General features: G+C 55.4%; 12 protein-coding genes. 2 read left to right on the top strand and 10 right to left on the bottom strand.

All coding sequences use genetic code 11. The features are described 5' to 3' along the window. The first annotated feature begins 46 nt into the window (after positions 1 to 46). Positions 47 to 907, top strand: a complete 861-nt coding sequence (gene cho / locus PMI17_RS21170) for an excinuclease Cho (protein ID WP_007892609.1) — start codon at positions 47 to 49, stop codon at positions 905 to 907. An 89-nt stretch (positions 908 to 996) separates the two neighbouring features. Here cho and spy read toward each other — a convergent pair whose 3' ends face one another. The 6 genes from spy to PMI17_RS21140 all read right to left on the bottom strand — a co-directional run bounded on the left by spy (position 997) and on the right by PMI17_RS21140 (position 7,975). After that, a complete protein-coding gene (spy, locus tag PMI17_RS21165) occupies positions 997 to 1,494 on the bottom strand; it encodes an ATP-independent periplasmic protein-refolding chaperone Spy (RefSeq protein ID WP_007892608.1) in 498 nt (165 codons plus the stop codon). Positions 1,495 to 1,894: 400 nt separating this feature from the next. Beyond that, positions 1,895 to 2,890 (bottom strand): succinylglutamate desuccinylase, encoded by a 996-nt coding sequence (astE, locus tag PMI17_RS21160; protein ID WP_007892607.1) that lies wholly within the window; start codon positions 2,888 to 2,890, stop codon positions 1,895 to 1,897. A gap of 45 nt (positions 2,891 to 2,935) precedes the next feature. Next, positions 2,936 to 4,264 carry an N-succinylarginine dihydrolase gene (astB, locus tag PMI17_RS21155; protein WP_007892606.1) on the bottom strand — a complete coding sequence of 443 codons (1,329 nt, stop codon included), beginning with the start codon at positions 4,262 to 4,264 and terminating at the stop codon, positions 2,936 to 2,938. Beyond that, entirely contained in the window at positions 4,264 to 5,730 is a 1,467-nt protein-coding gene (astD, locus tag PMI17_RS21150) for a succinylglutamate-semialdehyde dehydrogenase (RefSeq protein WP_007892595.1), read from the bottom strand. Before astD ends, astB begins: the two co-directional genes overlap by 1 nt. Beyond that, entirely contained in the window at positions 5,727 to 6,758 is a 1,032-nt protein-coding gene (astA, locus tag PMI17_RS21145; protein ID WP_007892592.1) for an arginine N-succinyltransferase, read from the bottom strand. Before astA ends, astD begins: the two co-directional genes overlap by 4 nt. Continuing rightward, on the bottom strand, positions 6,755 to 7,975 hold the full coding sequence (locus tag PMI17_RS21140; protein ID WP_007892589.1) for an aspartate aminotransferase family protein: 1,221 nt from the start codon (positions 7,973 to 7,975) through the stop codon (positions 6,755 to 6,757). Before PMI17_RS21140 ends, astA begins: the two co-directional genes overlap by 4 nt. Positions 7,976 to 8,853: 878 nt before the next feature. Here PMI17_RS21140 and PMI17_RS21135 point away from each other — a divergent pair. Next, positions 8,854 to 9,927, top strand: a complete 1,074-nt coding sequence (locus PMI17_RS21135; RefSeq protein WP_007892586.1) for a porin OmpC — start codon at positions 8,854 to 8,856, stop codon at positions 9,925 to 9,927. An 82-nt stretch (positions 9,928 to 10,009) separates the two neighbouring features. Here the strand turns inward: PMI17_RS21135 and PMI17_RS21130 are convergent, their stop codons facing one another. From PMI17_RS21130 to PMI17_RS21115, 4 genes are all read right to left on the bottom strand, one after another. After that, a complete protein-coding gene (locus PMI17_RS21130) occupies positions 10,010 to 11,446 on the bottom strand; it encodes a YchO/YchP family invasin (protein ID WP_081496539.1) in 1,437 nt (478 codons plus the stop codon). A 170-nt stretch (positions 11,447 to 11,616) separates the two neighbouring features. Further along, positions 11,617 to 12,414 carry a glucose 1-dehydrogenase gene (locus PMI17_RS21125; RefSeq protein ID WP_007892580.1) on the bottom strand — a complete coding sequence of 266 codons (798 nt, stop codon included), beginning with the start codon at positions 12,412 to 12,414 and terminating at the stop codon, positions 11,617 to 11,619. An 11-nt stretch (positions 12,415 to 12,425) separates the two neighbouring features. Further along, the gene (locus PMI17_RS21120) at positions 12,426 to 13,493 is read right to left on the bottom strand and encodes an ABC transporter permease (RefSeq protein WP_007892577.1); all 1,068 of its coding nucleotides are present in this window, start codon (positions 13,491 to 13,493) and stop codon (positions 12,426 to 12,428) included. Positions 13,494 to 13,513: 20 nt separating this feature from the next. Further along, the gene (locus PMI17_RS21115) at positions 13,514 to 15,046 is read right to left on the bottom strand and encodes a sugar ABC transporter ATP-binding protein (protein ID WP_007892575.1); all 1,533 of its coding nucleotides are present in this window, start codon (positions 15,044 to 15,046) and stop codon (positions 13,514 to 13,516) included. Positions 15,047 to 15,050: the final 4 nt, after the last annotated feature.

The raw sequence follows: 15,050 nt of genomic DNA, 5'->3' as shown, positions 1-15,050 counted from the left end.
GCACAGTTTGATATACTGGATGGACAACCAGTAATCGGAGTGTGCTTTGGTCAGACGTGCAGCCAGCCACCGCCTCGATTTCGATGCGGCAGCAATCTATCAATATCCTGAACATCTACGTCAGTGGCTGGAAGGCTTACCCAATCAGCCGGGCGTGTATACCTTTCACGGTGAAAGCGAAAATCTGCCGCTGTATATCGGCAAAAGCGTCAACCTGCGTAGTCGGGTAATGGCGCATTTTCGCACGCCAGATGAAGCCAGCATGCTGCGTCAGGCGCGGCGCGTTAGCTGGATCCCCACCGCCGGCGATGTGGGCGCGCAGTTGCTGGAAGCGCAGATGATCAAAACCCAGCAGCCGCTGTTCAACAAGCGTCTGCGCAAGAATCGTCAGCTCTGCTCGCTACAGTTAGGCGAGGGTGCACCGCAGGTGGTGTATGCCAAAGATCTCGACTTCTCGCGTTCACCCAATCTGTACGGCCTGTTTCGCAGCCGGTTTGCCGCGCTGGAGAAGCTGAAAACCATCGCCGATGAGCAACGCCTGTGTCACGGTTTGCTGGGGCTGGAGTCTTTGCGTCCAGGGCGCGGCTGTTTTCGTGCCGCCCTTAAGCGCTGCGCGGGTGCTTGCTGTGGCAAGGAGTCGGTCGCTGAGCATCAGCAGCGTTTGCATGCCGCGTTAGAGCAGATGCGCATCATGTGTTGGCCTTGGCAAGGCCCGGTTGGCATGGTTGAACGTGGTGCAGATATCACGCAGATCCACGTGATCGACCACTGGTTCTGGCTGGGGTCGGTGAGCAGCGAAGCCGAAGCACGCCAGCTGCAGCGCGCCTCGCACGGCTTCGATCATGACGGCTATAAAATCCTTTGTCGCCCGCTGCTATCGGGCGTGTTCCCGCTGATTGAGCTGTAAAACAAAACCGCCGACGTTGCCCAAGGTATCGATGCAAGATCGAAAGCAGTGGACAACGTCGGCGGTCTCTATTCAGTTAGCGAAAGAACTTATTCAGCATCAGCCGGCGGTGGCGGCGTTTTGCCATCGTGCGGACCTTTCTCGGTTAAGCGCTTCTCAAAGTTCGCGTTGTACTGTTTCTTCTGTTCAGGTGTCAGCACGTTATAAATTTTGTTCTGAGTCTCCATCATCTGCAGAGCGCGATCTTTCGCATTCGCGGTCATCTTCTCTGCCTGCGCCTCAGCTTTGGCCCGGTCAAAGGTATCTGAAGCGATGATGCTGTGGTCAGCGCGACGCTCTTCCAGCGACGGACGCTTCATATCTTTATGGCCATCACGCAGGATGGTTTTGATCTGCGTTTTCTGCGCATCAGTCAGGTTAAGGCCTTTGAACATCATCTCCATGCCGTGATGGCGCATCGGCGGCTTATGCATCGGTTTTTCACTGCCCGCGGGTGGCGGAGTCAGGTTGTCTGCCGCTGCATGGACGATATTGGCGGCACCCAGTGCCATTGCGGTAGCCAGGAACACAGAAGTTAATTTACGCATAATATTGTCCTTATTTATCAGTTTAATGACGACAGCCTGTGTCGCGTCTTCGGAAACAAGCATACGACGCTGAACGTCAACTACTCAGAGGCTGAGTAAAGCCCTGAAAGCATAAAAGACAGAGTTCAGGCAATCATGGAGGGAAAGAGAAGAAATGCGTGAAGAATTGAAAAAGTTTATGACAATCAAAGGAAAAACGCAGGAATTATGGAGGAGTGTAACGGTATTGTCGGTTTTCAGATAGCGGAATATGCACAGGATCGTTAGTACTACTTTCCCTCACCCTACCCCTCTCCCGCAAGCGGGAGAGGGAATGATTAGGTAGAGCGACGGATGGATCTTCAGACCGTACGTTCGGCTCCCTCGCCCGCTTGCGGGAGAGGGCTGGGGTGAGGGCAAATCAGAGCGTCAGCGCCTGCGTCTGTTCGTTCTCTTCCACCAGCATCAATCCGGCGCGTAATCCCGGCGCCACGTTGGGATTGGGAAACAATACATACTCCCGCGCTTGCTGCACGAAGTAACGCCGCTCCCCCTCTTCCGCCAGTAACGTTCCCTGCGGGAAAGCGGTGAAGTTCAAGGTTTCCGGTCCCATATGCAGGACAAACTTATCACCGTGCCGGGTGAGTTGCTGCGACACGCGATAGTGGTGCGGTTGCTCGCGGACCTCCGGCAAGGCATCGCCATACAGCAAGGCTGCCAGCGCCTGCTGCACCCCGCTAAACTGGCTAAGATCGTTTTCACCAAACGGCAGCGCTTTGCCAAGTTCCAGCGTGCAGCTCGCCGCATCGTGGTGTTCGCAGCTGTAATGGGTAAAGGTCCCGCCCGGTGAACGATGGAACACCAGCGCTTCCATTTCTGCTGCCGCCAGCCAGTGCATAAAGTCCTCAGGCCACGGATTGGGATTCAGGGGCATCACGCCAAATCGCGCATGATACGAACCACGAATCGCGGTATGCAGATCGAGATGCCAGCGCACTTCATGGTCGAGACAGGCGCGCCAGAAACTCTCCAGCTCTTGCTCCAGCTGCAGCACGCGCTGCGCTTCGGGGACATCGGCCACCTGCTGCCAGCGGCCGCCAAACAGACGATTGATATCGTGCTGCTGATAGCGCTTGCCGCTGCGTAACGCTGCGGGATTGCCCAAAATAACCAGCAAGCGCACTGCCAGCGGCTTTTCGCCCTTGAGCAGCGGCGTCAGTAACAGATTGAGAATTTCGACTGGCGCAGTTTCATTACCGTGAATCCCCGCAGAAAGCACCAGCGCCTGCTGCGTTGGAGTATGCGGCGTGAGGGACATCAGCCCCTCGTTGTGCCATTGCCAACTGAGATGGTCATTGCTCCCTTCTCGCTGCTGTGGCGGTTCACCAGACAAGGTCTGCTGTAAAAAATCCTGCATGTTCACTCCTTTTTAACGACGTGGGGCGAACCTCTCGCCCCGGCGTTAACGCTGAAACGCGTAGACACTGCCTAAGTCTAGCAGCTGCGTCAGCTCATCCAGCGCGGTGCGCCCTTCACGCAGCAGTTGCGGATCGGCTAAATCGGCCTGGGTTAAGCGATCGCGATAGTGCCGATCAACCCAATGGTTAAGGGTAGCAAACAGGCGATCGTTCATCAGCACCGCCGGATTCAGCGCCTGACGCTCGGTTTCGGTCAATACCACGCGCAAACGTAAGCAGGCCGGTCCGCCGCCGTTAAACATGCTTTCACGCAGGTCAAATACCTTAAGTTCCCGAATCGGTCCGCCGCTCTCTACCAGCTCCGTAAGGTAGCGCCACACGCCAGGATGCTGACGCGACTCCTCCGGTAACACCAGCAGCATGCCGCCCTCTGCACGTTGCAATAACTGGCTGTTAAACAGATAAGTGTTCACTGCATCGGTGACCGACACTTTATCACGTGGCACCTCAATCGGCTGAAAACCGCTGACGCGCGCGGCGAGATCGCTCAGCAGCTGCGGTTGATTAACAAACGCATCCTGATGGCAGAACAGCACCTGCTGATTGCTCACCGCAATCACGTCGTTATGAAACACACCCTGATCGATCACCGCAGGATTCTGCTGAGCGAACAGCGTGCGATCGCCGTGCAGCTGATGTAAACGCGCCACCGCTTCGCTGGCTTCGCGCGTTTGTCGCGCCGGATAACGTGCCGGTGTCGCACCCTGCTGCTGGCCGTCGCGACCATAAATAAACAGCTGCACCCCGGCATCGCCGTAATCGCTGCCGAAGCGATTGTGATTTGCCGCGCCCTCATCGCCAAACTGCGCCACCTGCGGCAGCGCGTCGTGCACGCTAAAGTGCTGAGGATTGCGGAAGATGGCGCGCAGCAGATCGGCGGTTTCTGGCGCTTCAATCGCCCGGTGGAATTTGTTATTGAGGTTAGCGACGGTGAAATGCACGCGCCCATCGCCGCTGTCGGCGGACGGAGAAACCGTCGCCGCATTCGCTACCCACATGGCCGAGGCCGAACTGGCCGCCGATAACAGCTGCGGCGCGTGTTGCGCCGCTTGCGCCAACACCTGCTCATCGCTGCCGCTGAAGCCCAGCTGGCGCAGCAGTGGCAGATTGGGCCGTTCATGCGGCGGAATCACGCCCTGCACGTAGCCCATATCCGCCAGCGCTTTCATCTTCAACAAGCCCTGTTTCGCCGCCAGACGCGGGTTGGAAGGCTGCAGTTGGTTGCGCGTCGAAGCTTCATTGCCAAACGACAACCCGGCGTAATGGTGCGTCAGCCCGACCAGCCCATCAAAATTGGCTTCAAAGGCTTTCATTATTTAGCTCCCTGCGGCGAGAAATCGAGGCCCGGCGATAAGCTGCCCGGCAGCGCCATAGCGGGACTTTCCAGCGATGCCATGGGCCATGCGCAGTAATCGGCGGCGTACCAGGCGCTGGCACGATGGTTACCCGAAGCGCCAATGCCGCCAAACGGTGCGGTACTGGCAGCGCCGGTGAGCGGTTTATTCCAGTTAACGATACCGGCGCGCGCTTCCAGCAGCAGCTGATCAAATTGCGCGCGCTGCGGTGAGATCAAACCACACGACAGGCCATAGCGGGTGTTATTGGCGATGGCGATTGCCTGCTCGAAGCGGTCGTAGCGAATCACCTGCAGCAGCGGGCCAAACACCTCTTCATCCGCTAAATCATTGATCTCGGTAACGTCAATGATGCCCGGGGTAATAATGGCGCTGTCACGATCCGGCCAGTGCATACCCAGCAGCACTTTTCCGCCCTGTTCAACCTGCTGCTGCCAGGCGGCAAAAATATGTCCAGCGGCTGTTGGCGAAATCACGCTGCCCATAAAGGGTTGTGGCTCGGCGTTCCACGCGCCCGGCTGCAGGCGTGCCGTCACCTCAATCAAACGCTGCAGGAACGCATCCCCCGCCGCGCCGCGTTTCACCAGCAGACGACGCGCGCAGGTGCAGCGCTGTCCGGCGGTAATAAACGCCGACTGAATGGCGATATGCACCGCACCCTCCACGTCAGAAGGCTCCTCCACAATCAGCGCATTGTTACCGCCCATCTCCAGCGCTAGCATCTTATCTGGCTGACCGGCAAACTGGCGATGCAGGTGATAGCCGGTGGCCGCGCTACCGGTAAACAGCAGGCCATCAATCTGCGGTTCATTCGCCAACGCCTGGCCGGTTTCGCGACCGCCCTGCACCAGCGCGATGACACCCGCCGGCAAGCCCGCCTGTTCCCACAGCTCAACGGTTTTCTGCGCCGTCATCGGCGTCAGTTCGCTCGGTTTAAACACCACGCAGTTACCGGCCAGCAACGCCGGGACGATATGACCGTTCGGCAGATGCCCAGGGAAATTGTAGGGGCCAAACACCGCCAGCACGCCGTGCGGCCGATGGCGTAATGAGCTCTCGCCGTCGGCCTGTTCGCCGGTGCGGCTGTGATAAGCCTTAATTGAAATGGCGATTTTATTGATCATCGCCTGCACTTCGGTCAGCGTTTCCCAGCGCGGCTTGCCGGTCTCCTGAGCGATAGTTTCTGCCAGTGCCGTTTTATGGCTTTCAAGCAGACGCGCAAAACCCTCTACCAGCGCCTGACGTTCTGCAAAGGGCTTTCTCGCCCACAGCGGAAATGCCGCGCGCGCTGCTTCACAGGCTGCAGCCACTTGCGATCCCGAGGCTGCCTTACCCTGCCATAGCGTTTCACCGGTTACCGGATTTTGTTTGCTAAAGGCGTCCGCGCCGCCGGTCAACCATTGACCCTGAATAAAATGCGTCATGCTTTTTTCTCCTCGCGACACAGCGTGACCACACGCAGTTCATCGCCATGTTTACACTGCAGCGCCGCGCGCTGGCTCTCATTGAGGCACACAATGCCGGAAGCCATGTCGACCGGCAGCAGCGCCACGCGAAAATGTTGGTAATCGGCATTCGCCACCAGACATAGCGGCCAGTTTTCATCCGCTGAACCCGGTTGCGCGGTCAGCAGTCGACTTTTACGAATCGCGCGAATGCGATCGATCTCGCACTCCAGCGTTGGGCCGCCGTCGAAGATGTCGATGTAGTTGAGATAACGGAAGCCTTCTGCCTCGAGCACCGCGCGCGCTGGCGCCGTTTTCGGATGCACTTCACCAATCACCTTCTGCGCCGCCTCGGACAGATAGTCAATGTAGAGCGGATGTTTCGGCATCAGCTCGGCGATAAAGGCTTTCTGGCCGGTGCCGCTGAGGAAATCCGCCTTGCTGAACTCCATAGAGAAGAAGCGGCTGCCCACGCTGTCCCAGAATGGCGAGTGCCCGTTGTCATCGCTGACGCCACGCATTTCCGCCACCACGCGTTTCATAAAGCGATCGCGGAAGTTGGCCATAAACAGGAAGCGCGATTTCGACAACAGATAGCCATTTTTGCCATCGCGGTAGTCAGGATCGAGAAACAGCGTGCACATCTCGCTACTGCCGGTATGGTCGTTGCACAGTGACAGCGTGGGCAAGCTGGCATAGACGTTAAGCTCTTTCGACGCGTGTACCTGGGTACCGACGCGGAAGTTATACCAGGGATCCTGTAAGCCAACCGCGACTTCAATGGCGCAGATACCGACGGCGCGATTGTCCTCGCTATCAGCCAATACAAATACATAGCCTTGTTCGGCGCGCGGCAGCGCACCTTGCCAGGTGAGCAGCGAACGCTCAATACGCGCTTTGAGCGTATCGCTATCCGCGGGCAGCGAGGTTAAACCGCCCCCGGTTTTGCCCGCCAGCGACAACAACTGCGCAAGATCGTCACGTTCGACGGGGCGAATCACCATCATGATGTGGCTCCTTTGAGCACGCGTTCACAGGCACGTTCGAAGCGCGCCAGACCCTCTTTCACTTCGCGTTCGCTGATGTTGAGCGCCGGCGCAAATCGCACCACGTTAGCGCCGGCAATCAGCACCATCACGCCCTCTTCAGCGGCGGTGAGGTTGAACTGTTTGGCCTTACCGGCGAAGTCGTCGTTCAGCACAGCCCCAATCAGCAGCCCGAGTCCGCGCACTTCTTTAAACACCGGCAGACGCTGGTTCAGCTCTTGCAACGCGGCAACAAACCACTGATGACGCTCGGCAACGCCCGCCATGAAGTCCGGCTGGTTAATCAGCTCCATCACTTTGCCCGCCACAGCGCCCGCCAGCGGATTGCCGCCGTAGGTGGTGCCGTGGGTGCCCACGCCCATGACCTGGGCTAAATCTTCCCGCGTTAGCATCGCGCCAATGGGGAAGCCGCCACCCAGCGCTTTTGCCGTAGTCAGCACATCGGGCGTCACGCCGTAATGCATGTAGGCATACAGCGAACCGGTACGACCCACGCCGCTCTGCACTTCATCAAAAATCAGCACGGCATGATGTTTATCGCAGAGTTCACGCAGGCCGCGCAGGAAAGAGGGATCGGCAGGCAGCACGCCGCCTTCACCTTGAATCGGCTCAACGATCACCGCGCAGGTTTGGTCATTAATCAGCGCCGCTGCCGAGGCCAGATCGTTGAACACCGCATGGTCAATGGCCGGAGGCAGTGGGGAAAAATCACGTGAATAGGCCGGCTGCCCGCCCGCTGTCACAGTAAACAGCGTGCGGCCGTGGAACGCATTTTTAAACGCCACGATGCCATTTTTCTCCGCACCGAAGCGATCGTGTGCGGTTTTACGCGCCAGCTTCAACGCCGCTTCATTCGCTTCGGCGCCGGAGTTACAGAAGAACACGCGATCGGCAAACGTGGCATCAATCAGCTGTTTGGCAAGGCGTAGAATCGGCTCATTGGTGTAGCCATTACCGGTATGCCACAATTTGCCCGCTTGTTCAGTCAGGGCCTGCTGTAAAGCGGGATGGGCATGACCTAAGGCGTTAACCGCAATGCCACCGGCGAAGTCGATATACTCTTTCCCCTGCTGATCCCAGAGCGTTGAACCTTCGGCACGCACCGGAACAAACGCTGCGGGTGCATAAACTGGCATCATCCATTGATCAAAATTTTGACGTGAAACCTGCAGTGACATAGCCCTTTCTCCTGCTTCACAACCCGCGAAGCCTTTGTTTTAAATTTGTTAAAAATGTTAAGTGACCGCTCTAATGTATATTGCAGTTAGCGTGCCAGCCAGCGGTTAAAATGCATAAACGTCTTACCACAACGGAATATCAACAACTTAACTGCTATCACTATTCACACTTAATGCATAAAAAGTGAATAAATGTCTGATGCCGACGCTGTCGCAGCAATTTATTTAGCGGATTTATGCATCTACAAAATGAAATATTGCTTTTGTGATCGCGCAGGAAATAATTCGCCAAAATAGCGCTTTTAAAGCCCTTTTTTGGGGCGTTATGAACCGGATTGGTGCAGTGAAGTGCCCAAAGTGTGCAGCTTTGTGCGGGGGCGTTTTACATTCGTTTTAACATCTCAATAACGCCACTGGATATTATTTAACCAGGAACAAATCTTAAATTAAGGCTAAATAACATTTCGTGACCAAGGTTATTATCAGAATGGAAATAACCAGACACAAAGCCATGTACCAAGTAATTACCCTGCTAATGATTAGCGGGATTCAGATATTTACTATTGAACAATAATGCATAGGCTTGTGCTATTTCAGGAACATGATAGCCACAATGTTTACGCTTCTTTTAATTTCATAAAATGCTTATTAATCAACTTACTGCATATTAAATCCATCGATTACCTCAACCATTAATAGATAAGTTTAACCAATATAAGATTCCACATAATGGAATTAAGGATTAAAAATCACACAAAAAGCCAACTGGAAATGTTTAGTTACATATATTGCACTATAGATCTTGAACCTTTTGTGTCATTTTCTTTTCACCCCAACCTTGGGGATAAAATTAAAAAATATCACAGGGTAAAAATTAAATGATGAAGCGCTCCTTACTGGCAGCAGTGATGCCTTTACTGCTGGGAATTTCTTCGGCTCAGGCCGCCGAAATCTACAATAAAGATGGTAACAAGCTGGATCTGACCGGCAAAATTAACGTCTCGCATTTGTTCTCTGATAACGATGCGGCAAATGGCGACAACTCGTCTTACACCCGTCTGGGCTTTAAAGGCGAAACCAAAATCAGTGACCAACTGACTGGCTATGGTCAATGGCAGTATCAGTACAGCCTGAGCAACTCAGAAGGCAGCGATGCTAACACCGGTAACAAAACCCGTCTGGGCTTTGCAGGCTTGAAGTTTGGTCAGTTTGGCTCGATTGATTACGGTCGTAACTACGGCCTGATTTATGACGTGCTGGGTGTTACCGATATGCTGCCATTCTTCGGCGGTGATTCCGGTTATACCGATGCGTTCCTGTCTGGCCGCTCAGGTGGCGTGCTGACATGGCGCAACAAAGATTTCTTCGGTCTGGTGAAAGGCTGGAACGTTGCGGCGCAGTATGAAGGTAAAAACGATCGTAGCGATGCGAGTGTTGCAGTACGTCGTTCAAATGGCGATGGTTACGCGCTCTCTACTTCCTATGATTTCGATTTCGGTCTGAGCCTGCTGGGTGCATACGCCAGCCTGGATCGTACCAATGCGCAGAACCTGGCCGCGCGCGGCGACGGCGAGAAAGCGCAGCACTGGACTGCCGGTGTGAAATATGACGCCAACCAGATTTATCTGGCAACCATCTACGGTGAAACGCAGAACGCCACGCCAATCACCGGTGGTTTTGCTAACAAAGCCGTCAACTTTGAAGCGGTTGCACAGTATCAGTTCCTGAACGGTCTGCGCCCTTCTATCGGCTACGTATCCTCTAAAGCCAAAGACGTGGAAGGTATTGGCGATGTTGATATTGTTAAATACATTGGTGTCGGCGGAACCTACTACTTCAACAAAAACATGTCGGTCTACAGCGAATACAAAATCAACCTGCTGAAAGATGACAATGCTTTAGCCATTCCGAAAGATGATGTTGTGGCCGTCGGTCTGGTGTACCAGTTCTAAGTTGCAGTTCCCTCATTGCATCTTCGGCTAGTGTCGGCTGAAGATGAGCAAAGGGCAGCGTAAGCTGCCCTTTTTATTGCGCTTACGGCGCCATCAAATTGAAACGCTCGTCATCACCCTGATCCAGCGAGAACGGCGGTTGCAGCTGCAGAACAATCTCATTCGAAGTCACATGATTCTGCTTACTGTCTTCTAACTGCACCGACAAGCGATAACTGTTGCGAGCACCGGGTGAACTGTCCCAGGCCGGCAAGATAACACTCCAGCCTTGTGGATCGTTCGGGTTGGCACCTGGCGTCAGGCTCAGCGCCTGGGTATCACCCTGCCACATCACTTTGGCGATCGGATTAGTACTGCGAATCTGCAGTTTCAGCGGCAAGCTTTCCCCACCCTTCAACTGCCACGGCGGCGTTGCGAGGAATACCGACAGCGTCTTACGCTGGCGGAATTCCAGCACCGGCGTATTGGTGCGCGTCACGTTATCGTAGCGACTGCCGCGCAGCGAGTGCGCCGCCGCCACGTTGTCCGGACTTAACTGCTGGCTGAGCGCTACGCCGAAGCGATAGTTGAGGCGCAGACCCAGCTGATCCTGGCTCTCTCCGCTATCGCTGGTTTTATGACTGGCCGACAGCGTCACCAGCGGCACTGGCGTATAGGTCACGCCAAAGGTCAGCGCCGACGGATTGTGGTAGCGATTGCCCGAGCTAAACAGATCAACGTTATCGCCGAGATATTGCTGCCAGCTTACCGAAGCACCCAGTTGGCGATACTGCGGCAGATAGCCTTGCGTAGTGAAATCATAGCCGCGCGCCAGGCGTTGCTGCTGGAACGGATCGCGATCCTGCCAGCCAGATAACGGCGTGTAATAATTGGCGGAAAAACGCAGGTAATCGCCCCAGGCTTCGGTACCGAGCGAAGCGCGTTGCTGTCCGCTACTGAACATACGATCAACAAAGCCGTTATAGCCCAGCAGCCATTTACCCGTCACCCAGCGCTGACCAAGGCCAAAATTGCCCACCAGCCCATCATCGGTTTGATGAAACCCCACCTGACTAAAGGTCAGATAGCGGTAGTTATCCGCCCACGGCGTCAACAGCGAGGCACCGCTGCCGTTAAAGTTACCGTCGATATCCACGTTGAAGTCGATCTGTGCGTTGCCGTACGGTGAAAGCAGCGACTGGCCTTCATTAACCAGTCGATTCCCCACTTCATCGCGGAAATGATTGAAGGCCCAAAGACCCGCCTGCTGACCTAACGAATTTTCGTCGGTGCTATTCTGACTGGCTTCACCGATGCTTTTCGCAATGGTCGCCAGCTTTTTGTTAAACGTCTCGGTCTCGTCCTGATAACCCAATGCCGGTAACTGATCGGCCATTTTCTGGAAACGTGCGGGATCGCTAAACGGCGCATCGGAGAGTTTAGTATCAGAGATCAACGCCAGCGCTGGCGCAGCGACGGCGAGTGCGGAAATACCGGAGACATACCGCAAGGATTTAGGCGAAAACAAAGTAGGCAACATAGCAAAAAAGGGATCAACCCGACTCAGAATTAGAGGTAGCTCACAAAACTGCATAAGTTTACCCTAGCACATTCTGACCTGTGTGCAGGCAATGTCTTGTTTTGTTTAAGACAATACCGAATCGACCGCGGTTTAGTAGGGTGCGCATTCATGCGCACCTGGGGAAAACATCACGAAAAGATCAACCCGCCGTCCACGTTAATGGTCTGCCCGGTGATGTAACGCGCATCATCCGAGGCGAGAAACGCCACTAAACCGGCGACATCTTCCGGCTGACCCGCGCGCTTCAGCGGGATGTTCTCCACCCACTCCGCCATCAACTCGCCTTTGCCATACTGCTTTTTATCGCTACTGAGAATCTCACCCCATACGCGATCGTTATAGTCCCACATTTCACTCTCAATAATGCCGGGACAGAAGGCATTCACCGTGATGTGCCACGGCGCCAACTCCAGCGCCAGGCTCTGCGTAATACCAATCACCCCCATCTTGCTGGCGGCGTAGTGAGGCGTATAGATAAAGCCCTGACGTCCCTGACCTGAAGAGGTGTTAATCAGGCTGCCGCTGCCCTGCTTCACCATATATTTTGCCGCTTCGCGACAGCACAGCCAGACGCCGGTGGTATTCACCGCCAGGATCTTATCGAAATCGCTTTTCGGCATCGAATCAAAGCGATCGATGGTGATCACCCCGGCATTTTGAATCGACACATCAATGCTGCCAAAACGCTCCGCAGCCTGCTGATAGAGCTGCTGTACCTCAGTCTCATTGGTGACATCCACCTGCAGCGCCAGAATCTCACTGCCAAACTGCTGTTCGATGGCCTGCGCGGTAGTAAAGACGCGTTCAGCATTTGACACCATCACCAACCTCGCACCGTCGCGGGCGAAGCGAGCCGCAATGCCCGCCCCAATGCCGCGGCATGCTCCGGTAATCACCACCGTCTTACCACTAAAATCGCGTGTCATATTGCCTCCTGTTATCCATGTGTCGCTTCAGGCAGGGCGGCCGATTGCTGCTTTTTTTCATGTCTGCGCAGCAGCACCACCTTACTTTGTAATTTTTGCTGGAACTGGTCGATCACCACCGCAGTAACTATCACCAGGCCTTTAATCACCATCTGCCAGAAATCACTGACGCCCATCATCACCATGCCATCGGCGAGGAACACGATGACGAAAGCGCCGATAATAGAGCCGGACACCCGACCACGGCCGCCCGCCAGCGCCGTGCCGCCTAATACCGTGGCACCGATAGCGTCCATCTCGAACATGTTGCCGGTCATCGGGTGGGCGGTTTGCAGCTGCGACGCCACGATCAAGCCTACCAGCGCGGCACACAAGCCGGAAAAGGCATAGACAAACACTTTAACTTTGATGATTGGCACGCCGGCCAGCCGCGCCGCCGATTCGTTGCCGCCGGTGGCGTAGATATAACGACCGAGCGGCGTTTTACGCGTCAGGTATAAGCCCAGCAGCAGAAAACCCAGCATCAGCCAAATCGGGATATACACGCCCAGCACCGAACCCGAACCAAGCAAGGCAAAGCCGGTATTGCCCAACGCCGGTGTGCCGACGAGGTTGGCGTAAGTGCTGCCATCGTTGAACAGCAGCGCCGCACCGCGCGCGATGTACATCATGCCGAGCGTACAGATAAAGGGCGCCACGCCAAGTCGTGTCACCACCGCACCATTAATCAGTCCCAGCGCAACGCCGAACAGCGCCACCACCAGAATTACTTCGGGCACATTAAAAAACAGCACATTGCCGCCCCATAGCGGTACGCCATTGGTGAGCAGTGCACCCGCCACCATGCCGCAAATACCCGCTACCGCGCCCACTGAAAGATCAATGCCGCCGGTAAGAATCACCAGCGTCATACCAATCGCCAGCAACCCGGTGATCGCCACATGCTGCGTCATGATCAGCAGGTTTGAGGTCGTGAGAAAGTTAGGCACCATCAAGCTGAAGAAGCTCACCACGATTAATAACGCAATAAAGGTGCGCGCCTTCAACAGGTACATGTAGATCAGGTATTTTTGATTCATCGTTTCACTCTCCAGCGGGCTCAGTCATGTGGCGTAGAGGCGCTAATCAAGGCTTCACGCGTGGCCGCCGCGCGCGGTAAATCAGCGGTAATGCGGCCATCGGCCATCACCAGAATGCGGTCCGCCAGCGCCATCACTTCATCCAGTTCCGAAGATGAGAACATCACGGCCAGCCCCTGCTGTGCCAGATGACCAATCAGGTGATAGACATCCGTTTTTGCCCCAACGTCGATGCCGCGCGTAGGCTCATCGAGCAGCACCACTTGTGGACCGGTCATCAGCGCTTTTCCCAACACCACTTTTTGCTGATTACCGCCGCTGAGTGACGTGATCGGCAGCTCCGGATCGCTGACTTTGATCGCCAGATGACCAATCATTTCATCCACGCGACGCTGCTCTTTATGCGGATTGAGCCTCTGCCACGCACGGCGGAACCCGCGCAGGCTGAGATCGCTGAGCGTCATGTTGGCGGTGATCGACATCAGCTGCACCACGCCTTCGGTTTGGCGATCTTCCGGCACCAGCGCAATCCCTTTTTTCAATCGCTGCTGAAAGCTGCGCTTCTCCAGCGCTTCCCCGTTGAGGCTGACGCTGCCCGATTGACAATGCATCATGCCAATCAGCCCTTTAAACAACTCGGTGCGCCCGGCGCCCAGCAAACCGTAGATGCCAATCACCTCACCTTTGCGCAGGGAAAAAGAGACATCATTAAGCTTGTAGCCACCGTTTTGATGCAGCGCGGTCAGCCCATTGACCTTGAGGACGGTGGCACCCTGCGCCGCCGGTTGGTAGTCGAAATGCTTTTTCTTATCGCCCACCATCTGCTCGATGATCCAGGGAATGGAAGCATCACGCACCTCACGCTCGCTGATAAAGCGTCCGTCGCGGAAGATGGTGATGTGATCGCCAATTTCCATCAGCTCTTCCAGCCGGTGCGAGATATAGATGATGGTGACGCCGCGCCGCTTGAGCTGCTCAATCACGTTAAACAGCACTTTCACCTCAGACTGGCTGAGTGCGCTGGTCGGTTCATCCATAATCAGGACGCGCGTGTCTTTGGACAGCGCCCGCGCAATCTCCACCAGCTGCTGATGGCCGATACCCAGCTCAGCCAGTGGCGCATAGGGATCGACATCCAGCTCCAGCCGCTGCAGCAGCGCTTTGGCCAGCTCATACTGGTACTTCTCATTGATGACGCCACGCTGGAAAAACTCATTGGCCATGAAAATGTTGTCCATCACATTCATATTGGGAAACAGGTTTAGCTCCTGAAAGATAATGCTGATGCCCTGTTTCTCTGCCTGATGCGTGGAGTTGAGCGATACCACCTCGCCGTCCAGCAGAATGTCGCCGGAGGACGGGATCTCTACGCCCGCCAGCATTTTCATCATGGTGGATTTACCCGCACCGTTTTCGCCAATCAGCACGTTGACTTTGTTGCGGTAGACGCGGTAATTGACCTGGTCCAGCGCGGTGACGCCGGGATAGAGTCGCGACACATTACGCGTCTCGATAATCACATCCAGCGGCCCGTCGGGCGGAATTTGCGACATAGCC

This window comes from Pantoea sp. GM01 (assembly GCF_000282675.1).
GTDB lineage: Bacteria > Pseudomonadota > Gammaproteobacteria > Enterobacterales > Enterobacteriaceae > Pantoea > Pantoea nemavictus.
This window is presented reverse-complemented; position numbering and strand designations above follow the sequence as displayed.